This window comes from Komagataeibacter intermedius TF2 (assembly GCF_000964425.1).
Lineage (GTDB): Bacteria > Pseudomonadota > Alphaproteobacteria > Acetobacterales > Acetobacteraceae > Komagataeibacter > Komagataeibacter intermedius.
The window spans coordinates 89043-111052 of record NZ_BANF01000027.1; the positions used below are offsets into that span (position 1 = coordinate 89043).

Annotated in this window: 18 protein-coding genes; 10 read left to right on the forward strand and 8 right to left on the reverse strand. The window is 60.6% G+C overall.

Annotated elements, in window-relative coordinates; translation table 11 throughout:
* Positions 1-244 precede the first annotated feature (244 nt).
* Complete coding sequence (locus B7449_RS04975; RefSeq protein ID WP_039734514.1) at positions 245-1300, forward strand: NAD(P)-dependent alcohol dehydrogenase; 1056 nt, start codon at positions 245-247, stop codon at positions 1298-1300.
* A gap of 135 nt (positions 1301-1435) precedes the next feature.
* Here B7449_RS04975 and B7449_RS04980 read toward each other — a convergent pair whose 3' ends face one another.
* Complete coding sequence (locus B7449_RS04980; protein WP_039734516.1) at positions 1436-2674, reverse strand: cation:dicarboxylate symporter family transporter; 1239 nt, start codon at positions 2672-2674, stop codon at positions 1436-1438.
* A 476-nt stretch (positions 2675-3150) separates the two neighbouring features.
* On the opposite strand from B7449_RS04980, the gene B7449_RS04985 reads away from it, so the two are divergent.
* The 9 genes from B7449_RS04985 (at position 3151) to B7449_RS05020 (ending at position 12278) form a co-directional block, all read left to right on the forward strand.
* Positions 3151-4065 carry a carbamate kinase gene (locus B7449_RS04985; protein ID WP_039734517.1) on the forward strand — a complete coding sequence of 305 codons (915 nt, stop codon included), beginning with the start codon at positions 3151-3153 and terminating at the stop codon, positions 4063-4065.
* A gap of 63 nt (positions 4066-4128) precedes the next feature.
* Positions 4129-4977 (forward strand): oxamate carbamoyltransferase subunit AllH family protein, encoded by an 849-nt coding sequence (locus B7449_RS04990; protein ID WP_048883406.1) that lies wholly within the window; start codon positions 4129-4131, stop codon positions 4975-4977.
* 17 nt (positions 4978-4994) lie between these two features.
* Positions 4995-5402: a heme-binding protein gene (locus B7449_RS04995; RefSeq protein ID WP_039734520.1), complete on the forward strand. Its 408-nt coding sequence runs from the start codon at positions 4995-4997 to the stop codon at positions 5400-5402.
* A gap of 105 nt (positions 5403-5507) precedes the next feature.
* Positions 5508-6293, forward strand: coding sequence for an IclR family transcriptional regulator domain-containing protein (locus B7449_RS05000; RefSeq protein WP_039734521.1), 786 nt, complete (start codon positions 5508-5510; stop codon positions 6291-6293).
* 191 nt (positions 6294-6484) lie between these two features.
* On the forward strand, positions 6485-8011 hold the full coding sequence (locus tag B7449_RS05005) for an ABC transporter substrate-binding protein (protein WP_039734522.1): 1527 nt from the start codon (positions 6485-6487) through the stop codon (positions 8009-8011).
* 13 nt (positions 8012-8024) lie between these two features.
* Positions 8025-9566: an acyl-CoA synthetase FdrA gene (gene fdrA, locus B7449_RS05010; RefSeq protein ID WP_039734523.1), complete on the forward strand. Its 1542-nt coding sequence runs from the start codon at positions 8025-8027 to the stop codon at positions 9564-9566.
* Positions 9559-9735 carry a hypothetical protein gene (locus B7449_RS21235; protein WP_167335738.1) on the forward strand — a complete coding sequence of 59 codons (177 nt, stop codon included), beginning with the start codon at positions 9559-9561 and terminating at the stop codon, positions 9733-9735. The genes fdrA and B7449_RS21235 overlap by 8 nt, the downstream gene beginning before the upstream one ends.
* Positions 9736-9756: 21 nt before the next feature.
* Positions 9757-11022, forward strand: a complete 1266-nt coding sequence (locus B7449_RS05015; protein ID WP_039734524.1) for a YlbE family protein — start codon at positions 9757-9759, stop codon at positions 11020-11022.
* Positions 11019-12278: a YlbE family protein gene (locus B7449_RS05020; RefSeq protein WP_039734525.1), complete on the forward strand. Its 1260-nt coding sequence runs from the start codon at positions 11019-11021 to the stop codon at positions 12276-12278. Before B7449_RS05015 ends, B7449_RS05020 begins: the two co-directional genes overlap by 4 nt.
* A 40-nt stretch (positions 12279-12318) precedes the next feature.
* On the opposite strand, the gene B7449_RS05025 is transcribed toward B7449_RS05020, so the two are convergent.
* The 7 genes from B7449_RS05025 to B7449_RS05055 are packed head-to-tail and all read right to left on the reverse strand — an operon-like array spanning position 12319 to position 22009.
* The gene (locus B7449_RS05025; protein ID WP_039734526.1) at positions 12319-13812 is read right to left on the reverse strand and encodes a gamma-glutamyltransferase family protein; all 1494 of its coding nucleotides are present in this window, start codon (positions 13810-13812) and stop codon (positions 12319-12321) included.
* The gene (locus B7449_RS05030) at positions 13813-14553 is read right to left on the reverse strand and encodes an SDR family NAD(P)-dependent oxidoreductase (RefSeq protein ID WP_039734527.1); all 741 of its coding nucleotides are present in this window, start codon (positions 14551-14553) and stop codon (positions 13813-13815) included. It abuts the gene before it with no gap.
* 14 nt (positions 14554-14567) lie between these two features.
* Positions 14568-15767: a cytochrome P450 gene (locus tag B7449_RS05035; protein WP_039734528.1), complete on the reverse strand. Its 1200-nt coding sequence runs from the start codon at positions 15765-15767 to the stop codon at positions 14568-14570.
* On the reverse strand, positions 15764-17497 hold the full coding sequence (locus B7449_RS05040; protein ID WP_039734529.1) for a hydantoinase B/oxoprolinase family protein: 1734 nt from the start codon (positions 17495-17497) through the stop codon (positions 15764-15766). The genes B7449_RS05035 and B7449_RS05040 overlap by 4 nt, the downstream gene beginning before the upstream one ends.
* A complete protein-coding gene (locus tag B7449_RS05045) occupies positions 17497-19599 on the reverse strand; it encodes a hydantoinase/oxoprolinase family protein (protein ID WP_039734530.1) in 2103 nt (700 codons plus the stop codon). The genes B7449_RS05040 and B7449_RS05045 overlap by 1 nt, the downstream gene beginning before the upstream one ends.
* Positions 19596-20753 carry a mandelate racemase/muconate lactonizing enzyme family protein gene (locus B7449_RS05050; RefSeq protein ID WP_039734531.1) on the reverse strand — a complete coding sequence of 386 codons (1158 nt, stop codon included), beginning with the start codon at positions 20751-20753 and terminating at the stop codon, positions 19596-19598. Before B7449_RS05050 ends, B7449_RS05045 begins: the two co-directional genes overlap by 4 nt.
* Positions 20750-22009, reverse strand: coding sequence for an MFS transporter (locus B7449_RS05055; RefSeq protein WP_082084766.1), 1260 nt, complete (start codon positions 22007-22009; stop codon positions 20750-20752). The genes B7449_RS05050 and B7449_RS05055 overlap by 4 nt, the downstream gene beginning before the upstream one ends.
* Position 22010 lies beyond the last annotated feature (1 nt).

A 22010-nucleotide genomic window follows, 5' to 3' on the forward strand; every position in this document is an offset into this window, starting at 1 on the left:
TGGGGGCCACGGAGCCCCTTCCTGCCATGCGCCGCACAGGGTTATGAACCCGTGCCCGGACACCCGATCGGCAGATGCCAGCCACGAACGCGATCACATTATCACCACAGACGCCTGCCGCCCTTGACCGGGTTGGCGCCCTGCCCCCGAATACCCGGAATGGCTGATCGCACGCCTGCCGTGCGGATGCCATGGCGGACGCATCACCCAAATCCGCCTGAACAGGAACTGGAAGGATCCGAACATGTTTTCATGTGTTGGCTACGCCGCGACCGCAGCGGATGCGCCACTCAAGCCGTTTGCCTTTGACCGGCGCGATACCGGCCCTGATGACGTGCGCATCGATATCCTGTACTGCGGCGTCTGTCATTCCGACCTGCACCAGGCCCGCAATGAATGGCAGAATACGATCTATCCCTGCGTTCCGGGCCACGAAATCGTGGGCCGGGTGTCGGAAACCGGGGCGTCCGTAACCCGGTTCAAGGCAGGCGACATGGTCGGTGTAGGCTGCATGGTTGATTCATGCCGCGAATGCACAAGCTGCCGCGACGGGCTGGAGCAGTACTGCGAGGCCGGCTTTGTCGCCACCTATAATGGCGAGGACCGGCACGGCCGCGGCATCACTTTTGGCGGGTATTCACGCGCGGTTGTGGTTGACCAGAGCTTTGTGCTGCGCGTGCCGGATACGCTGGACCCGGCTGCCGCCAGTCCGCTGCTCTGCGCGGGTATTACCACATGGTCACCGCTACGGCACTGGAAGGTCGGTCCGGGACAGCGGGTTGGTATCGTGGGCCTTGGCGGGCTGGGCCATATGGGGGTCAAGTTTGCCCGCGCGCTGGGGGCGGAAGTCGTGCTGTTCACCACATCACCCGGCAAGGTGGCCGATGGCCTGCGGCTGGGCGCGCATGAGGTCGTGCTGTCAAAGGACGCTGGGGCCATGGCCAAGGAACGCGGGCGGTTCGACTTCATTCTCGATGCCGTCGCGGCGGAGCACGACATCAATGCCTATCTGGACCTGCTCAGGCGCGATGGCACGATGGTGCAGGTTGGCGCGCCGGAACAGCCACTGCCGGTTTCCGTGTTCAGCCTGCTCATGAAACGCCGCAGCTTTGCGGGGTCGCTGATTGGCGGCATTCCCGAAACACAGGAAATGCTGGATTTCTGTGGCAGGCACAACATCACGGCGGATATCGAAATGATCCGCATGGACGAAATCGAGACCGCATACGCCCGCATGCTACGCTCGGACGTCAAATACCGCTTCGTGATCGACATGGCGACCATGCCGCTGGCTGCATGATCCGGGCGGCCTGAGACACATCGCCCCTGTTCCCGCCATCCGTCCCACAGGGCCACATACGCGATGGCGGGAACAGACTACCATTGATCCGGCGCCCACGATGGCCCACCGGCCTGTCGACCGACTGGACACGGATCAGTCCCGCAACAGCGCATCCGCCATTTTTTCACGATCCAGCCGCCCTTCCCAGGCCCCGATCACGACTGGCGCCACGCAGTTCCCGGCCAGATTCCCAACCGCGCGCGCAATGCCGATGAACCAGTCCACCGCCAGCAGCATCACAAGGCTTGCAACCGGAATGGATGGAATGGCCGCAAGCGTCGCCGCGAGCACAACAATGGCGACACCCGGCACCCCATGCGCCCCCTTGGACGTCAGGAGCGCCGTGGCCAGCATGATGATCATCTGCCACGCGGAAAGGTGCGTCCCGGTCGCCTGCGCCAGAAAGACCACCGCCAGCCCCAGATAGATGGACAGGGCGTCAAGGTTCAGGGAATAGCCCGCCGGCACGACCAGTCCCACCACCTGTGGATCAACCCCCATGCGCCTGAGTTTTTCCATGACGCTGGGCAATACGGCATCCGATGTGGTGGTCGTGGACGTAATGACCAGTTCTTCACGGAAATAGCGCAGGAAACGCCACGGACTGACACCCGACAGACGCAGGCAGCCCCCCAGTGCGATGATGATGAACAGGGCGATGACCACAAAATACAACGCGACGAAAGCGGCAAGATGCATGATGGCGGTCATGCCATACCGTGCGGTTGTCGTGGCCATGGCGCCAAAGACACCCAAAGGCGCCAGGGCGATGATAAGCCGCATCATGCGCGCGAACAGGACCGACAGGGCATCGATCAGCCTGACCAAGGGGGCCCCGGCTTCCCCGATCAGGCTGAGGCAGCAGCCGAACAGAATGGCGAAAAACAGGATCTGCAGTACATTGGCCTGCGCGAACGCATCCGTCGGGGAACGGGGAACAAGCGAGAGGATGAATGCCGTAATCCCCCCTTCATGCAGGACCTGCGCATTGCGCGCATAGGATGCGACCATCTGCGCATCCTCCGCCGTTGGAGCGAACACGATGGAACGGCCCGGCTGCACCAGCATGCCAATGCCGACAGCCATAACCAGCGCGAAGGTCGTCATGATCTCGAAATACACCAGCGCCTTGACGCCCATGCGCCCGACGGCACGCAGGGAACCAGCCCCCACAATGCCCGTGACGACAATGCAGAATAACAGCGGCCCCACCGCCATGACGATCAGGCGCAGGAACAGGTCCGTAGCCCAGTGTGTCCGGCTGGCGAGACCAGGGTCCAGCAGCCCCAGTCCCAGCCCCGCCACACTGGCAATGACAACCTGCGTGAACATACCCGGAAGCCATTTATGGCGGTGCGACGGGGATGAAATATGACAATCGCTCAAGCCAGCATCCTTGCAGACAGACGGAAACAATCATGAACCGGACAAGTCATGACTTAATGGATATATGCACCCGCCGACCATCATACGATACCAGAACCCTGTCCGTAATCCGTAAGTATGGCAGGCAGAATGCCGCGACAGGCCGCCTGCGTTCCCGCACGCCGTTCCCGATGCACGTTTCCGCCTTCAGGGGTATGGGCGCCGGGTATGCCCATCGCAGGGCGGTACACCACTTCTGGCGCCACGTCCCACGCTTCGTGGCGACTTCATTACATGAAAATAATGGAACCGGTTGCGATGACACAGGACAGCATGCACATGTCCGCGCGCATCCGTTTCGATATCAGAAATATAATTTGCTCATTAAGAACATTTGTGCGCACAGTGACATCCGTGAGGGCTTCTCATCATAAGGAACCGCAATGAAATCCGTCATCGCCCTTGGGGGTAACGCGCTGATGCAGCGGGGGCAGCCCCTGAGCATATCCGTCCAGCGTGAAAATGCCCGAATGGCCGCATGCGCCCTGGCTGGCATTGCGCGCAGGCACCAGCTTGTCCTGACCCATGGCAACGGGCCACAGGTCGGCCTGCTGGCCATGCAGTCACAGGCATTCAGGCAGGCCCCGCCCTATCCGTTCGATATCATGGGGGCTGCGACCGAAGGCATGATCGGGTATATCCTGGAACAGGAACTGGGCAACGTGCTGGGTCGGGATGTACCCGTGGCAACATTGCTGACACGTGTTGAAGTGGACCCGGACGACCCGGAATTTACCAGTCCAAGCAAATATATCGGTCCCCATTTTGATGAAGCGCAGGCGCAGGCATTAATCGACCAGTATGGATGGACCTTCAAAAAGGATGGCCCGTCCTGGCGGCGCGTGATCGCATCCCCCCACCCGTTACGAATTCTGTGGCATCGGCCCATCCGCTGGCTGCTGGACAATGGCGCGGTCATCATCTGTGGCGGCGGCGGAGGCATTCCTGTCATTTCCACCCCGGATGGCAGCCTGCAGGGCATTGATGCAGTCATTGACAAGGATCGCGTCTCCAGCCTGCTTGCGGTTCACCTGTCGGCTGACCTGTTCATCATCGCGACGGATGTTCCGGGCATATACGAAAACTACGGCACGCCACAGCAGAAGCTCCTGACATCACTGACTGCGGGAGAACTGAAGCAGAAAGAGTTTTCCAAGGGGTCGATGGGGCCGAAAGTCGAAGCGATCATCAATTTCGTGCAGAAAACCGGACGTCCCGCCGCGATTGGCTGCCTGTCGGAAATCGAGAAGATCATCGCCCGGCAGGCGGGAACGTGGATCATGCCCGATGCGAACTGAAATCCCGTGCCAGACATAAAACCTGTCATTGCAGGTTCGTTCATCCGGTCACGATTGCTGGGCATGGAGGGTACCGTCACCGTCCTTGCCCGGTTTACCGGCTATATATATCTGGCTGTCGCGCATGCCGGGGATCCGGTCATTGTGGTCATTACACTGAGTGGAGGCCGGATCGGGCCACTATCCATCGTGCTGCCCGGGCACAGGACCCTGCCCCTGAACAGTTCTGCGCGGGGGCGCCTGCGGGGCGGTGTCATCGAAATTGATGCCCTGCGGATCAATCTGCATCAGGCCCGGATACATGAGTCGGCGCTGAAGGCGCGCATGGCCCCGGCCCGGGTACCATCATGGCTGGAAGGTGTGCTGCGTGACCTCGCTCCCCTGCCCCGGCGCACGGCCATCCTGCCATCGGTATCTGCCCCTGCGTCGCCATCGGCCGAAGCCCGCGCCCTTACCCGGCTGTTCCACGCCGGTCTTGCATCTGGACATGCACGCGACATTGCCATGGCTGCCGGCAGGCTTGCCGGACTGGGCCGGGGCCTGACACCCGGCGGGGACGATTTCCTGTGCGGATTTATGGTCGCGGTCTGGTTTTCAGCACCCGACCCGATACAGACCTGCATGCCCATCCTGACTGCGGCCCGCGGACAGACCACGTCATTGTCCCTGGCCTTTCTTGATGCAGCGGCCCACGGTCATGTCAGCGATACATGGCGGGACTTTCTGGAACCCGTATCGCATGACGCGCCACGGACCGGGGTACTGAAAAACGTCATGGCGCCCGGCTTCAGTTCGGGGGAAGATACGCTTGCAGGTTTTATCTGGGGAATGCAGGCCATGCATATGCCACCTGCCGCCCTTCCCCCCATACCACTGGACGCCCTGTCCGCCATGGGCGGCGCACCCGATTGAAGGATGGATCAGAAAACATGAATATTCAGCTTGAAGATGCACAGGCCGCGATGAAGGCCGCGATCGACAGGGCCCGCGCGCTTGATATCGAAATATGCGTTGCGGTCATGGATGGGGGCGGACGGCTTGTCACGTTCGCACGGATGGACCAGTCCAACTGGGCCAGCATTTTCGGAAGCCAGGGAAAGGCGGCCACATCTGCGGCAACACGGTGCAAAAGCGGCGTCATACCACCTGAATCCGTTGTCATGTCGCGCATTCGGGAAATGGAGGGCAACAACCTGATTTATGCGAAAGGCGCGGTTCCCCTGTTCCGCGATGGCATGCTGATCGGCGCCATTGGCGTGGGCGGGGCAAGCGCCGATCTGGATGAAGCCTGCGCCGGGGCGGGTGCTGCCGCCATTGGCTGCACAACGTCAGGCTGAGGTCGCCGTTTTCCGCCCGCGCCACATGATCCGTGGGGCCGCTTCCCCTTTGCATAAAGGGGGGATTTGTTTTTTAACGAATGGATCTTTTAATTCCATGCGGACATGACAGTGCAGAACTCTACGGAAGAAATAAAAAAAAACAGGGGACTGGTCGGGTCCCTGGCGCATGGTCTGAATGTGCTGATGGCTTTCGACAAGGACCATGCACAGATGACGCTGTCCGTTGTGTCCGAACGGACCGGCATGGACCGGGCCAGCGCGCGGCGCTACCTTCTGACGCTATGCCATCTGGGATTTGTGACCCAGTCCGGGCGTCTTTTCCGACTGACGTCAAAAGTCATGGATCTGGGCTACAGTTTTCTGTCATCCATTCCGCTTGCGCAGAAGGCGCAGCCCTATCTGAACATGATCCGCGACCAGACCGGGTTTCCTGTCGCCCTGGGCATCCGGGATGAACTGGACATCGTGCATGTCGCATCCGCCAATACGGATGAATTCGCCTCCCCCGCGCTGACGATCGGCAGGCGCTTCCCGCTGGCCTATGCATCCGCCGGGCGGTGCATCCTTGCATTCCTGCCCGGTGACGAACGTGATGCGATCCTCAGGCGGATCAGGCTTGCGCCCCTGTCGGAATATTCCATCACGACCATGGCGGGACTGCGCGCGAACCTGACGGATACGCAGAAAACCGGGTTTGCGCTGGTGGATCAGGAAATGCAGGTTGGCATCCGGTCGCTTGCCGTGCCGGTATTTGATCACAATGCCAATGTTGTCGCCTCGTTCAACACGTTTACATTCAGCAGCATCGTCCCCGAGGACGTACTGATCGAACGGGCGCTGCCGACAATGCTGGCTGTCGCCACGGAATTCGGCAAAACCATTATCTAGACGACGCATATTCCGCCATCCGACCGGGGGATGCCACATTCCATATGAGAAGCGGCGTCCACCTGCCACGAAATCTTTATTAAAATATTCCCCTGCGGAAAATTCATTTCGAATATGCACTTGCTTTCTCCGGTGCAAACCGTGTCTATTGTGAACATAAGTTTTCAATGTGATCATGGTGGGATGATGTGATGACGGGTTCTCCACGGCGGCTGCGCATTGGTGTGCATTACGAGCCCTCCAATATTGACCCTCATCTCGGGGCGGCCGAACTCGCACTGCAGATGACGAACGGGGTTTTCGATACGCTCGTCAACAAGACCGTCGAAGGTGATTATCTTCCCGGTCTGGCGGACAGTTTTTCAATATCGGACGACCAGTGCCGGTATATTTTTTCCCTTCGCAGGGATGTACGGTTCCACGACGGCACGCCGTTTGATGCGCAGGCCGTGCAGGCAAGCCTTGACCGGGCGCATGACCCGGCCAACCGCTCCCAGCTGGCCGGCGCCCTGCTGGGTCCCTACCGCCAGACGAACATTCTTGACGCGCATACGGTGGAAATCATTCTGGACCAGCCCTATGCCCTGTTCCTGGATGCGCTGAGCCAGGGCTGGCTTGCCCCTGTGTCACCGGCTTCCATTCGCGCGCTCGGTCCTGATTTCTGCAGGCATCCTGTCGGGACCGGCCCGTTCCGTTTTGAACGCTGGGATTCCGGGGACTGCCTGGTCATCACACGCAATGACGATTATGCATGGGCGCCGGCACTGGTCGAAAACAGGGGACCTGCCCATCTGGATGAAATCGTCTTCAAGTTCATTCCTGACGATGGTGCAAGAACCGAAGCCCTTCTGACCGGCGAGGTCGACGCCATTTTCGCAGCCAATCCGGCCGATGCGGCGGCACTGAGGAACCAGCCGGGGCTGTCCGTCGCCTGCTGGCCCATACGTGGCGTGCCGGTCAGCCTGATGATGAATACCAAACGGGCGCCAACCGATAATATCCATGTCCGCCAGGCCATTTCCTATGCGCTGGATGTAGACAGCCTTGTCACGGAAATATTCAGTGGTGAATTTACCCGCGCCTACGGGCCTGTGTCCCAGTATACCCTTGGTTATGAACCCCGGGTCGAAAAACTGTATCACCACGATATTGAAAAGGCCCGCACCCTGCTGGACGGGGAAGGATGGCTGACCGGCCCGGACCAGTTCCGCCACAAGGATGGCAGGCTGCTGGACGTCATCATTTATGTCCTGCCCGTCAATTTCTATCCTGAAATCGGCGCGTATGTGAAAAGACAGCTTGCGAAAGTCGGGATCGCGGTCAGGGTCGAACTATGTGATGCCCGGACATGGATCAGGGCGGGCATGGATGGCGCCCATAACCTGATCCCGCAGGGCAAATATGCCAGTTCGTCCCAGCTGCTCAGTTTTGTCTATCATTCACGGCAGAGCGGCCAGAACGGATATGGCTGGAGCAAGCGGGACGCTTCGGATTTTACCGTCATCGATAAACTGATTGATTCAGCGGAAACCTGCATAAAACCGGAAGACTACGTTCCGATTTTCAAGCAGGTCCAGATGGAAGTCATGGAAGCCGCCCTGTGCATTCCGGTCCATTGCAATACAAACATCGTGTCCCACAAGAACAGCGTGACGGGGTTCAGGTTTGACGCTATCGGCGCCTACCCGCTTTTTCACGATACCAACATAACCCCCTAAGGAGCAGCGGCCAATGCCATCGCGCATAGTTGTTCGTCCACGTGAATACCATGATTCCGTCAGGCTCATGCGCCTTTCCCAGCTTCTGCGCAAGGAAGCGGGCGTGTCTGAAGCCATGATCATGATGGCGACCCCCAATAACAGGAAAATACTCGACACCACGGGTTTCTGTTCCGAACAGGCGCGGAATGCAAATCCCGAAGACCTGATCGTGGCGGTGACGGCCCAGACGGAAGAAGAAGCCGACGCCGCCATTGCGACAGCAATCCATATGCTGCAGAAAAATATGGAAAATGCAGGGAATGCCGTTCAGGCCGGCACGCTGGATGAAGCGATTTCACTGCATCCGGACATCAACTTCGCCTGCATTTCCGTTCCTGGCTCCTTCGCCGCTGACGAAGCGGAACAGGCGCTGGAGCGGGGGCTGAATGTCTTCCTATTCAGTGACAACGTCACGATTGAAGATGAAAAGCGCCTCAAGCAAACAGCCCTGAAACAGAACAGGCTGCTCATGGGGCCAGACTGCGGCACCGCGATCATCAACGGCGCCGCCATCGGCTTCGCCAACGCCGTCGCACGTGGTCCCGTCGGGATCGTGGCCGCGTCCGGCACTGGCGCACAGGAAATATCCAGCCTGCTGGACTGGATGGATGTCGGCATAAGCCACATCATCGGCACGGGTGGCCGTGACCTGCATCAGGATATCGGGGGGGCAACAATGTGCCAGGCCCTCGAACTGATGGCGCAGGACCCGCAGACGGACATTATTGTCGTGACGTCCAAGCCGCCTTCGGCCATCGCGCAGGACCGTGTCTTTGCGACCACCGCCAGGATTGGCAAGCCGATCATTTTCAATTTCCTTGGCGCGACCCCGCCTGCCGATGCAGCGGGCGCGGAATTCTGCGCGACGCTGGCGGAAACGGCACTGGCAACCGCGCGGCATGTCAGACCGGAAGCCACCCTGCCCTGCGCCCCGCAGGCGGACAGGGACGACTTCATCCGCAATGCGCTCGACACCAGAACGCCTGTTCAGCGCTATGTCCGCGGCCTGTATGCGGGTGGGACGCTCTGTTATGAAGCGCTTCTCCTGCTGGGGGATATTCCGGGCGGGGTCTATTCCAACCTCAAGCACGACAGCCATGCCCTGACGGATATATTTACCAGCCAGGGTCATACCGTGATCGACATGGGGGACGACGCCTATACGCAGGGCCGTGCCCATCCCATGATCGATCCCGGCCTGCGGAACCAGCGGATATTGCATGAAGCCGCGGACCCCGAAGTCGCACTTCTGCTGCTTGATCTTGTCATCGGCTACGGCGCGCAGGACAACCCGGCGCGCAATCTGGCTGAAATCCTGCACACAGCGCGCAATATCGCCGGACAGGACGGACGTAGCCTGCCGGTCATCGTGACCATCTGCGGGACCAGGCATGATATCCAGAACTACAGTGACCAGGTTGAACAGCTTGAGCAGGCAGGTGTCATGGTGACACGCAGCAATGCAGAGGCCGTTACTTTGGCAAAGCGTTATGTTGAGGCAATCAATGTCTGAAAATCCCAATCCACTGCTTTCCGGCGCCCCCCTTCATATCGCCAATATTGGTATCGAACTGATCGGCGAAAATCTGGAACGGCAGGACGTCAAGGTGGTTCAGGTCCGCTGGCTTCCCCCGGTCAGGCATGACGCAGAACTGACAGCCCTGCTTGATACGTTGCTCTGACAGCGACCACGGAGAACAGATATGGTAGATATCAAGACCCGCATCGAAACGGCCAATGCCCGGACGATTGAAATCATGCGTACCGGCACGGCCCAGCTTGTCGACGTCGGGCCGGCGCTGGAAATCGTACCGGGCATGCAGAAGAACATCATTCTGCATTCCGGTCCGGCCATTCCATGGCGGGAAATGTGTGGCCCCCACCGCAACGGCGTCACGGGCGCCGCCCTGTGGGAAGGACTGGCGCAATCCCCCGAAGAGGCATGGCGCAAGCTTGATTCAGGCGAAATCCAGGTGGCGCCGTGTCACGACTACCTATGCGTCGGCGCTGGGGGAGGAATCATTTCCGCCTCCACCCCCGTGATGGTGGTCGAGAACACGACCTTCGGCAACCGCGCCTATAGCTGCATTTCGGAAGGGGGCGGCCTGCGCCTGCTGAAATGGGGGTATTATGACGACGCCATCCTGAAAAACCTGTCATGGCAGGCCGAAGTGTTCGCGCCAGTGTTCCAGAAGGCGCTGCGGGCATCCGGGCCAATTGACATCAAGGCGATCATCTCCCGCGCGGTGGAGATGGGCGACGAATGCCATAACCGCTCCATTGCGGCGACGCTTCTGTTCCTGAGGGAACTCTACCCCTCACTGCTGACGCTGGACATGCCGGGCGAGGATGTCAGGACTTCCCTGAAATTCCTGGTGGATTCCGAACATTTCCTCCTGCACGCCATCATGGCGGCGGCCAAGGCGGTGCTGGTGCCAGCCGAACGGATCCCGTACAGCACGATTGTCACGGCCATGGCCCGCAACGGGGTGGACTTCGGCATAAAGGTCAGCGCCTTGGGCGATACGTGGTTCACGGCCCCCGCCCGGATGGTGAAAGGGCTCTATTTCCGTGCGGAATGGGATGATAACTGCGCGGCACCCGATCTGGGGGACAGCGCCATTACCGAAACCGTCGGACTGGGCGGATTCATTCAGCCCTGCGCACCTACCGTCACCCAGTTCGTTCAGGGCAACATCCACTCCGCAATCGGCAATACGCGCAAAATGCAGGAAATATGCGCCAGCACCAATCCTGATGTCCGTATCCCGGTCATGGATTTCACGCCCGGCCCGATCGGTATTGACATCCGCAAGGTTGTCCGGACCGGCATTACTCCCCTGCTGGATACCGCCATCACCCACAAGGATGGCGGCCTGATTGGCGCAGGCGAAGTGCATGCCCCCCTGGAATGTTTCGAAAAGGCGCTCAGGGCGTTCGGTCAGCAGCTGGAAGGCATGTCGGCATGACACTGAAGGAAAAAATCGAAGCCGCCAACCAGGAAGCATTTTCCCGGCTGCACCTTGCAAAACCGGTCTGGGTAGATGTCAGGCCAGCCATTGACGCACTTCCGGGCATGACCCGTTCGACCATCCTGCATGCGGGGCCACCGATTGACTGGAACCGCATGTGCCCGCCCCAGAAAATGGGCGTGGTACAGGGAATCCTGCATGAAGGGCTGGCTGAAACGGAACAGGCTGCCGAGGCGCTGATCGCCTCCGGGGCCGTTACGGTCGCGCCCTGTCATGAATATGGCGCGGTCGGGGGCATGGCGGGCATCACGACAGCCTCCAGCCCCCTTGCCGTGGTCCATGACCCGGTCCATGACAGCTGGGGGTACTCCCAGCTGTTCCAGGGACCGGCGACCGGGCTGCAGGACCGGGCCGATTACAACCGCGAAGCCCGCAGGCGGTGGACATGGCTGGAACAGGTCTTTGGCCCCACGCTTGCGGCCGCCGTCCGCGCAACCCCTGGCATTCCCGTCAAGCCGGTCATGGCCCGCGCGCTGGAAATGGGCGATGAATGCCATAACCGCAACAGTGCCGGCAGCAGCGTGATCCTGAACGCCCTGATCATGGCGCTATATGATACATGCAAGGATCATGGCAGACTGCGCGAGATACTGGCTTACCTGAAAATCAATGACCAGTTCTCCCTGTGTGTCTCCATGGCGGCGGCCAAGGCCATGGCCAACGCCGTGGGAGGGATCGAGTATAGTACGGTTGTGTCCGCCATGTGCCGCAATGGCGTTGATTTTGGCATAAAGATCAGTGGCATGGGGGATCGCTGGTATACCGCGCCCGCCAACCGCATCCACGGGCTTTATTTCTCATCCGAATGGACCGATGCGGATGCCGTGCCCGATATCGGGGACAGCAGCATCATGGAAACCATCGGGCTTGGTGGTCATGTGCAGGCGGCCGCCCCGGTGCTGCAGCAGTTTGTGGACGGCTCATTCGCCCATGCCCAGTCCGTCGTGCACAAGATGGAGCAGATTACTGTCGGCGCCCTGAAGGAGTTCAAGATCACGACCATGGACTTTATCGGCGCACCCGCCGGTATCGACATACGCAAGGTCATGAAGACCGGCATCACCCCGGTCATAGATACGGCGATTGCCCATCGGCAGGGCGGCGTGGTCGGCGCGGGACAGACCACGGCCCCCATGGGATGCTTTGCCGAAGCACTCCGGGATTTTGGCCGACGTTATACGCAAACAGCCTGAAAGGGGCTGTTTGCGGAAAATCCGCCGGGCCGCAGCGGGGTCATATGACCCCGGCCCAGTTTTCTCGCCGCCAGTCGCCTACAGCATAAGGCATGCCTGCCCTGTCCACCCCGGCACAGGCGATGGCGCCAAAACACATTGCCCCGTCCGCCATCGGTTCGATGACATGCCCCATCCCGGCCAGGGCGGATCGGGCAGGATGCCTGTGTTCCATCAGCAGTTTACCCGCCTGACTGCGCCACCGGGGGGCGGCAATGGCAGTTGCCAGGTCTTCCCCGCGCCGGATGATACGGTCAATGAACTGCAGAAGGGTCTGGACCTGCCCATCAGCCCCCGGCGTCGCAATGGCAAGCGTGCCACGGTCCGTCCGCAACAGGGCTGGTGCCAGCGTATGGACCGGCCTTTTACCCGGTGCATAGGAATTGGCACCCTGTGTAAAACCGCCCGCCCTGTTGTTCAGGAAAATGCCCAGTTCGGGAACGAAAACACACGACCCGAAATCATCAAACACGCTGACAAGGGAAGATACCGCCATTCCCTGCGCATCGGTCACGCAGACGCCCGCGGTATGCAGGTACCCACGCGGGCCACCACGGTTTGCGGCGCGGGATACGTCAATCTCCAGCGGCTGATCCAGCAGCGCCATTCCTTCAAACGCGCGGTCGCGACAGGCAAAGGAAGCTTCGGTCAGTTCAACGGCAATGTGTTCCGCCGCAATATCATCGGCCGGCTGGAAATTCGCGAAATTGTTCAGGACCATTCCCAGCAGCACGCCCTGCGTCGGCGGTGGCTGGAGAAAAACGTCCACTCCATTATGGTTGACCTGCAGGGGATCGGTCAGCCCTGTCTGGTGAACGGCCATGTCATTCAGGTCAAGTGCGCCGCCCAGCGCGCGGACGCGGCTGACAATGGCGCGGGCCATGTCCCCTGTATAGAAACACGCAGGCCCCGTGCGGGCGAAAGCACGCAGCACTTCGGCCAGTTGCGGCTGGACATGTTTTTCACCTGCCTTCACATGCCGCCATGGGCACGCGGCAGATCCGTTCTGTCGCAGGCGTTCATCATGCCCCGCAAGGGTCCTGCCCAGACAGGCGGAGACCTCAAACCCGTTTTGCGCGATCAGCGTGGCGCGTTTCAGGCACGCTTCCAGCGGCAGGACGCCCCACCTGTCATGCATGACGGACCATGCGCCCGGCAGGCCCGGCACCGTGATGCTGTTCGCCCCGTCAATCGCGCAGTCATGACCGGATGCGGGGGCCGCCCCGGCACCGCTTATGGCCTTTACCGACTGACTGTCATCGATAATCGCGAACAGATCCCCCCCGATGCCACATGCATCGGGGGAAACCACGCAGAGAACGGCCTGCGCGGCGATGGCCGCATCCACGGCCGATCCCCCCTGCCCCAGTATTTCCTGTCCCGCCGCCACCGCCAGGGGATGGGCCGCGGACACCGCGCCCGTACAGCCTGAAAGGACGGGCATGACCGGTGACGAATAGCCATCGGCAACCCGCCAGTGCGAACCTGTTGTCATTTATACCGCCGTGTAACCGCCATCGATGACGATGGACGTACCCGCTATGTACCGCCCTGCTTCCGAACTCAGCAGCAGGATCAGGGATGAAACCTCGTCCGGCACACCGTGTCGGCCCAGCGGGATCTGCGCATCGATTTCCTTGCGCCGCCCCTGCGGATCCTGCTGGAAGGTCCAGAAGGGATCATTGAACGGCGTGTCGATCCAGCCTGGCAGGATGCAGTTGATCCGGATGCCCCTGGGGCCAAGTTCCGCAGTCAGGCTACGCGCCAGCCCCGGCAGGGCGGCCTTTGTCGCCTGATAGGCGGACATGCCTGCATGCCCCTTGATCGCCCCGGTGGAGGACGTGAAGATGATGCTGGGGTTATCGGACGCCGCAAGATGGGGTGCGGCTGCCTGCGTCATGAAGAACGGCATCTTGAGATTGAGGTCCGTCGTACGGTCCCACATCTCCTCGGTCCAGTCGGGCAATGTTGCCGACAGCATGAGGGCGGCGGTAATCAGGACGGTATCAAGCCCGCCAAACTGCCGGACTGCGGTCTCCACCACTTCCCTGGCCACACCTGGCGCGCCAAGGTCGCGCTGCATGAACATGCAGGCTCCCTTTCCCGGCTCATCCGCCACGGCCTGCGCCTGTTCACGATGGTCGACAAGGACGACATTATCCCCGCGTTCGCGAAACTTCCTTACGCTTGCCAGCCCGATACCTGTCGCACCGCCAGCAACGATTACGGTTCCCATTTTATCTGTTCTCCTTATCTGGGACCAATGGCCATGGGCAGCGTGAGCAGGCCACGCAGTCCGGGCGTCAGGCGCAGGGTTGCGTCCTGTGTCATGTCCAGCCTGCCAAACTTTTCCGCCAGCGTGCGGAAAAAGACCTCGCCTTCCAGACGCGCCATCATCTGCGCGACACAGCCATGGATGCCGGTGCCATAGCCGATCTGGTGCGTGATGCGGCGGCGGATATCGAACCGGTCGGGTTCCTCCCACACAGCCGGGTCGCGACCGGCCGAGCCGATCAGCACCAGTACCTTCTGGTGCCTGTCCAGCTTCTGGCCTTCGAACTCGAACGCCCCGGTCGTCGTGCGGAACAGGCTCTGGGAGGAACTGTCGTAACGCGTTGCTTCTTCAAACGCGGCACGGGCCAGGGTGGGATCTTCCTGCAGGATCTTCCACTGTTCGGGATGTTCCGCCAGCGCGCGCAGGCACAGGCCTATGGAATCAATGGTCGTATCCACCCCCGCCGAGAGGAAGGAGCGCACAAGCAGCTTGGCTTCCGCATGCGTGACTTCGCCGCGGTCAGCCGCAGCATAGATGGCCGCGCCCAGCCCGTCATCGGTCAGGGCGGACCGCTCGCACCTGGCATCGACCCACGCACTGACTTCATCAGCACGTTCCAGCAGCCTGTCATACCAGGCCGTACGCGGCCCGAAGGCGCCGAAGACCATACCACCGTAAATAAGCATCATGTCCCGGTCCAGCGGGGGCATGCCCACTGCGTCGGGAAAGACCTTCATGGGGAAGGGCTGCACCAGCTGCGAAATCGCCTCGATTTCCCGGTTTTCAAGCACCCGGTCCATCAGCGTGTTGGCTTCCTGCAGAAAAACCTTGCGCATTTTCTGAAGCGCGCCCGGCGTGAAAAGACGCATCAGCACACGGCGCGTGCGTTCATGTTCCGGTGGATCGACTTCAAGGATGATGCTTGGCTTGCGCCAGTTCGGTTCCTTGAAATAATTGGTCAGGCCACCGCCGCCCGCATTGGAAAACCGCTTCCAGTCGGTCAGGACTTCCTTGACCTGCGCATAGTGGTGCACAACCCATATGTCATAGCGTTCCAGCCACACAATGGGGCCCAGCGCCCGCAACTGCGCATAATGCCGATAGGGATCCGCGCGGAATTCTTCCGAAAAAGGGTCCAGGTCGGAACAGACCCGTCCATCCGTATGGTAAGTCACTGTTTCGCTCCGCTTAAAATCCGGCGCTGGTTGCGTGTTTCGTTTTCATCAATGACATGGTCCGGCGTAATGACCACCCCGTAATCCCGTGCCGCTGTCTGGATCGAGATCTTTTCGTCCAGCACGTCATCAAGGACCATCTGTGGGTCACGCTCGTGCGGCAGGCCATATCCCCCGCCCCCTGCCATGGTATGATGGAACACATCGCCGGTATTGAGGATGATGGGCTGTGTCGGCATCGCGGGCAGGACCTGCTCATGTCCGTCCACCTGCAGGATATTGACCGCAGGTGCCCCTGTTCCGCCGCCGAACAGCCCGTAAGGCGGATACTTCACCTTGTCCGAACGGACACCGAAATACACGTCATCATGCAGGATGCGGTAGGCACGGGTAATCCCCAGCCCGCCCCGGTAACGCCCCGCGCCCGCAGTATCGGGGGCGATGGCGTACTCCTCTATCCGGATCGGGTAATCCGCTTCGATGATTTCAATGGGCACATTGGCCTGGTTGGAGGCCATATGCGGCACCCCTTCCTGCCCGTCATGCTGGCTGGTGGCGCCCCATACGCCCATGATGCATTCGGAAAACACGAATGTTTTTCCCCGCTGGCGGCCACTGAAGCTGGGCAGGGTCGATCCACCCGCGCCATCGGCGGCGACACGGTCAGGCAGGCAGTCCGCCAGCGCACCGAACATGCAGTCCACAATCCGGTAGCCTGTGATCCCACGCCCGCCGCAGGCTGCGGGGTAGGTACAGTTCAGGACGGTCCCCTCCGGCGCGATGACCCTGATCGGACGTGTATAGCCATGGCAGTTGGGCACATCATCACCCATGACCGAACGCAGGGCCGCATACACATTCGATTTGCAGAAGGACAGCGGTGCATTGATGCCCCCCGCAACCTGGGCCGATGTCCCGGTCCAGTCGGCCACCACCTCATCACCGGAAATTTGCAGGCTGAGGCGGAACACAACCGGTTCGGGACACTCACCCAGCCCGTCGATATGGTCTTCGAAAGTGTAACATCCATCCGCTATGGCGCTGATGGCGGCACGGGCAAGCTTCTCGGCATAATCATGCAGGGCAATGGTGTACTGCTTTATGCGCTCCCTGCCATATCGGCGCAGCATTTCATGCAGGCTGCGCGTCCCGGCTTCGACCGCCGCGCACTGGGCCGCAATGTCGGGCAGCACAAGGTCGGGCGTGCGGACATTGGCGGCAATGATGCTATGGATGGCCCGATCCGGCGTTCCTGCACTGAAAAGCTTCAGGAACGGCAGACGCAGCCCCTCCTGATGGATGCTGGTCGCACTGAGCGAGTTGCTGCCGGGAACCAGTCCGCCCACATCGACATGATGGGCAATTGTTGCCGCCCATCCACACAGTTCGTCTTCAAAGAAAATGGGCCGGACAACATAAATGTCCGGCAGATGCTGCCCCGACGCAAGATAGGGGTCATTGCCGATAAAGACATCGCCATCGGCAATATCCCCCTCATACTGCTTCATGAGATGCTTCATCGCATCATAGAAGCTGCCAAGATGCATCGGCGTGGTCAGGCCCTGGGCGATATTTTCCCCGTTGGCGTCACACAGCGCCGTGGAAAAATCCATGGCGTCGCGCACGATTGGCGAATGGGCCGTCCGCATGAGGATGATCGCCATTTCGTCGGCAATGGCCTCAAAGCCATTCTTGATGATTTCGAGGAGAGCCAGATCACATTCAGCCATCAGGAGTCATCCCGCGTTTCAAGTTCGATTACAATATTGTTGTAATCATCAAGCCATGCGCGGCAGTCGGGCGGGACAACTGTCGTGCCTTCATATTCCTCAATGATCAGCGGCCCCTGCATGGGCTGCGTATCCAGCATGTCCCGCCGCAGGACCGGTGTTTCCACCAGCCCCCCCAGCGGGCCGAAATAGGCCATGCGCACGCTCGTGCATCCGTTCTCCGCCGCACGGCCTGGGCTCTGGATTTTTGTGGTTCCACGGGGGGCGATTGCGGCCACGACGCGGATGGCGGCCAGTTCGATGGGGGTATTTTCGTGGGAATATCCGTAGCTGCGCACATGCTCCGCCACGAAATCCTCGATCAGCCGGTTTACGATCCCGGCCGTAATATCCGACGTATCGACCGCGATCCCCAGTTCAGACCCCTGTCCGTGATAACGCAGGTGGACGGTCCTGCGGACCTGCACGCCGGACCTGGCCTGCATGTCGTCCATCACGGCGCGTTCAAGCGATTCCAGTGCGCCCTTCAGTTTCTGGCAATCTGCCTGTTCTGCTGACAGGAGACCGGACAGCGCAAGGCTGCGCCCGGATTCATAATCCGCGAACAGCAGTCCGACCGCGCTGAATACGCCCGCGCCCAGCGGCACGATGACCCGGCCCATATTGAGTTCACGCGCCAGCGCCGCGGCATGCATCCCGCCATTGCCGCCAAACGCAAGCATGGTGAAATCCTTCGGATTACGCCCACGATATGTCGAGACACCCTTGACGGCGCGCATCATCGCGGCATTCGCGACGCAGTGAATGCCATAGGCTGCGTCCAGCAGGCTGACATCGGTCTGGCTGCATACCGCGCGGCGGATCGCCTCTTCACCACGGGCCCTGTTCAGGCATACGCTGCCGGATGCAAGGGCTTCGGGATTAAGGTATCCCAGCACCAGATTGGCATCCGTTACCGTGGCTTTTTCACCGCCTGCGTCATAACAGGCGGGGCCGGGAACGGCACCGGCACTTTCCGGGCCGATCTTGATCACGCCGCCCGCATCCAGGCGGACGACACTGCCGCCCCCTGCCCCAACTTCGGATACGTCGATAATGGGCAGCTTGAGGGCATATCCGCCCCCCTTGGCCAGTGCGCTGGACATGGAAATCCCGCCGCCGACTTCGTAATCATCGGTTACGGTCAGGCCGCCGTCCTGAATCAGCGACGCCTTGGCAGTCGTGCCGCCCATGTCAAAGGTAATCAGATCCCGATACCCCGCAGCAGCCCCCAGCCGCGCGGCGCCAACCACGCCCGCCGCCGGGCCGCTTTCGACGACCGTTGCCGGTTTCGCCACGACCTTGTCCACATCCAGCAGGCCACCGCTGGACTGCATCATCAGGACATGCCCGTCAAAACCCGCATCCTTCAGCCGGGATTCCAGCGTTGTCAGGTAACGGCGGACCACCGGGCCGACATAGGCATTCACGACCGTGGTGCTGGTGCGTTCGTATTCACGCATTTCAGGCAGCACGTCGTAGCTGGTACAGACAAAGCAGCCTGCCGGCAGCACGTTGCGAAGCCGGGACAGGACAGCCTGTTCATGCGCAGGGTTCGCGTAGCTGTGCAGGAAGCAGACCGCGACCGCCTCAACCTGCAGGTCACGCAGCCGGACGGCCAGCGCGTCCACATCCGCAGTATCCAGCGGTGCAAGCACCTGCCCTTTCGGGTCCATGCGCTCGGTAATTTCAAAGCGCAGGCGCCGGGGCGCCAGCGGTGGTGGCTTGCAGTACAGCGGTTCATACAGCCGCGGCACGCGGATACGCCGCAGTTCCAGCACGTCCCGGAAACCGCGGGTCGTAACCAGCGCGGTCTTCGCCCCCTTGCTTTCCAGTATGGTGTTGGTCGCGATTGTCGATGCGTGAAGCAGATTCGCGAAATGCGACATCGGCACGTCCACGCGTTCAATAATCTGGCGAATACCGTTCAGGATGCCTTCGCTATAATCATGCGGCGTGGACGGCACCTTGGCCGTCAGCAGGATACCGTCGCCCGAAAGACATGCGATATCGGTGAACGTCCCGCCAATATCCGCCGCGATACGATAAGTCGTCATGCTCATTTATCAGACCGGAAAGACTGAAGCTTTTCTTCATCAACAACGATTCCGAGCCCCGGCGCATCAGGCGGCAGGAGGGCCCCGTCCTTAACAGCCATTGGCTCCGCCAGGACATCATCATCATAATAATGGCCGGCCACACGATACGGATGGGTGCCCGATGGCGCGCTGATCGCGATGACCGCCGCCAGGGAAACACTCGGCCGCGCCAACGCGAAATGCACATTGGCCGCCGTGCCGATCGCTGACTCAATGGAACCATTGACGTCACAGGCCATGAGATGTGATTCCGCAAAGTCCGCCACCTTGCACGCCCCGCCAAAACCGCCGGCCTTGGCAAGGTAGATGGAGAAGCAGTCGGCTGCCCGTTCACGGACGACATCGTAGGCGTCATGAATGTCCCAGCAGCTTTCATCCGCCACGATGGGCACGGACGACGATGCCGTGACTTCCGACATGTAACGCAGGCCCTGCGACGGCTGTTCCACCAGTGACACACCGGCATCCGTCAGCTGCCTTACGACACGCGACGCATTCTTGCCGTGGCCATATCCCTGATTGGCATCCATGCGCAGCGTGATGCCATCCCCCAGCAGCCTGCGCAGTTCCGTGATGAGCGAGATATCCCGCGCGCTATCCACGCCCCCCTTGATCTGGAGGGTGCCGACACCATCTTCCACCGCCATGACGGCTTCCTGCACGGCCTCGGCCTGCGGCATCAGGCCCACCATATGCGCGACCGCCACGCCATCACGCACCTTTCCGCCCAGCAGCCTGTACACAGGCAGGCCTGTCACCTTGCCCCATGCGTCATACAGCGCGATACTGACGGCGCATTTGGCATAGACGTTCCCGACCGCCACATGGTTCATGATCTGGGCCGCACGCGTCACATCTGAAACATCCGACCCGATCAGTGCCGGCCCCAGCACGTTCTGGACCATTTCGATAACGGTTTTGACCGTCTCGCCAGCATGACGGCCAAAATCCCCGCCCCAGTCGGGAAGCGGTGTTGCTTCCCCCCAGCCGACAACGCCATTTTCCGTTTCGACCCGGACCGCGACAAAATTCCCCAGGTCCCCCAGCATGCCAGCCCAGCGGAAGTCACGCCGCGTGGGCAGTGAAAATGGGAACGCCGTAATAGAGATAATTTTCAAGTTCTCTTCTCCTCATGAAGAATTGGGGATGTCCGGTCTGGCGAATGGGTTCCGATACCGGTCTGGCTGGCCAGTCCTGTCCGGCCTCCGGGAACAAGCCACGCGGCAAGAAGCAGCGTGACCGACGCCAGCCCCCACAGGATATTCCACTGCGAAATGGCCAGAAAAACAGGTGGGGCAAGCAGGCAGACAAAGGACGTTATCTGCCCGATGATACCGGATGCGAGCCCAATATCCCCTGGGGACGTAACCAGTAATGGCAACTGTGCCGTGGCTGACCCGACCAGTCCCCCAAATGCAAGCAGCCACATGACCAGACCCAGCAGGGCGATCGGGAACGTCCCATACGGGAAAAACAGCACCAGGATCGCGAATATCCCCATCACGACCAGCAGGCGGTACAGGTTCCGGAAATCCACCTTGCGGATCAGAAGGTACCCCGTCAGGACACCACCACAGACCATAGCCAGTATCTTGGCCCCCGCAACGCCGCCGTTCGATACCTTCAGGCTCAGCCCGTACAGATGTTCAAGATAGGAAGGCGTGACCACACTGACCCCGTACGCCACGGCATTGGGCAGCGCCAGGGCAAGGGCGAGACGGGGCACGGCACGATCAAGCAGGAAAAGTTTCAGGCCCGCACGCAGGCTACGGACTTCCACGATTGCGGATTGTGCCGGAAGCCAGAACGCCAGCACGATCAGGACACAGAAAATACCACCGTCCCACGCAAATGACTGGCGCCAGTGGGTGCCTGTTGCAAACGGCACGGCCAGCAGCAGGCCACAGGCATAGCCAACCGGTCCATAGGTGGACCAGAAAGACAGCGCACGCGTACGGAGATTTCCATCAAGCCAGGAAACCAGGGCACTGGGGCAGGCGACCGCCATGCAGCCGAAGGCCGTACCTTCCAATGCCATGCCGCCATACAGCATTTCGGGATCACTGGCGCCAGCAAGGAAAATATTACCCAATGCCGCCAGAATACCGGCCAGGACCATGCCGTACCGGATGCCGATACGGTCAATCAGCCGCCCGATCGGCATGCAGGCCAGAGCGGCCGGGATCGAATAGATCGACAGCGCCATACCGGCTTGCGCACGCGATATATGCAGATCCCGCCCGATTTCGACAACAAACGACACGAATATGCCAACGCTGGTCATTGAAAGCACAATGCTTGCGTAACAGAAAGCGATCAGCATTGCGGATCTTACGTTCCGCCGGGCCACGGGCCTGTCTATTGCCGCATTCATG

Coding starts and splice junctions, on each gene's coding strand:
- B7449_RS05000 (WP_039734521.1), top strand. CDS start 5,508: ATGACAGTGCAGAACTCTACGGAAGAAATAAAAAAAAACAGGGGACTG.
- B7449_RS04980 (WP_039734516.1), bottom strand. CDS start 2,674: ATGTTCACGCAGGTTGTCATTGCCAGTGTGGCGGGGCTGGGACTGGGG.
- B7449_RS05045 (WP_039734530.1), bottom strand. CDS start 19,599: ATGAGCATGACGACTTATCGTATCGCGGCGGATATTGGCGGGACGTTC.
- B7449_RS05025 (WP_039734526.1), bottom strand. CDS start 13,812: ATGACAACAGGTTCGCACTGGCGGGTTGCCGATGGCTATTCGTCACCG.
- B7449_RS05030 (WP_039734527.1), bottom strand. CDS start 14,553: ATGGGAACCGTAATCGTTGCTGGCGGTGCGACAGGTATCGGGCTGGCA.
- B7449_RS05055 (WP_082084766.1), bottom strand. CDS start 22,009: ATGAATGCGGCAATAGACAGGCCCGTGGCCCGGCGGAACGTAAGATCC.
- B7449_RS04995 (WP_039734520.1), top strand. CDS start 4,995: ATGAATATTCAGCTTGAAGATGCACAGGCCGCGATGAAGGCCGCGATC.
- B7449_RS21235 (WP_167335738.1), top strand. CDS start 9,559: ATGTCTGAAAATCCCAATCCACTGCTTTCCGGCGCCCCCCTTCATATC.
- B7449_RS04985 (WP_039734517.1), top strand. CDS start 3,151: ATGAAATCCGTCATCGCCCTTGGGGGTAACGCGCTGATGCAGCGGGGG.
- B7449_RS05020 (WP_039734525.1), top strand. CDS start 11,019: ATGACACTGAAGGAAAAAATCGAAGCCGCCAACCAGGAAGCATTTTCC.
- B7449_RS04990 (WP_048883406.1), top strand. CDS start 4,129: ATGGAGGGTACCGTCACCGTCCTTGCCCGGTTTACCGGCTATATATAT.
- B7449_RS05040 (WP_039734529.1), bottom strand. CDS start 17,497: ATGGCTGAATGTGATCTGGCTCTCCTCGAAATCATCAAGAATGGCTTT.
- B7449_RS05005 (WP_039734522.1), top strand. CDS start 6,485: ATGACGGGTTCTCCACGGCGGCTGCGCATTGGTGTGCATTACGAGCCC.
- B7449_RS05015 (WP_039734524.1), top strand. CDS start 9,757: ATGGTAGATATCAAGACCCGCATCGAAACGGCCAATGCCCGGACGATT.
- B7449_RS04975 (WP_039734514.1), top strand. CDS start 245: ATGTTTTCATGTGTTGGCTACGCCGCGACCGCAGCGGATGCGCCACTC.
- fdrA (WP_039734523.1), top strand. CDS start 8,025: ATGCCATCGCGCATAGTTGTTCGTCCACGTGAATACCATGATTCCGTC.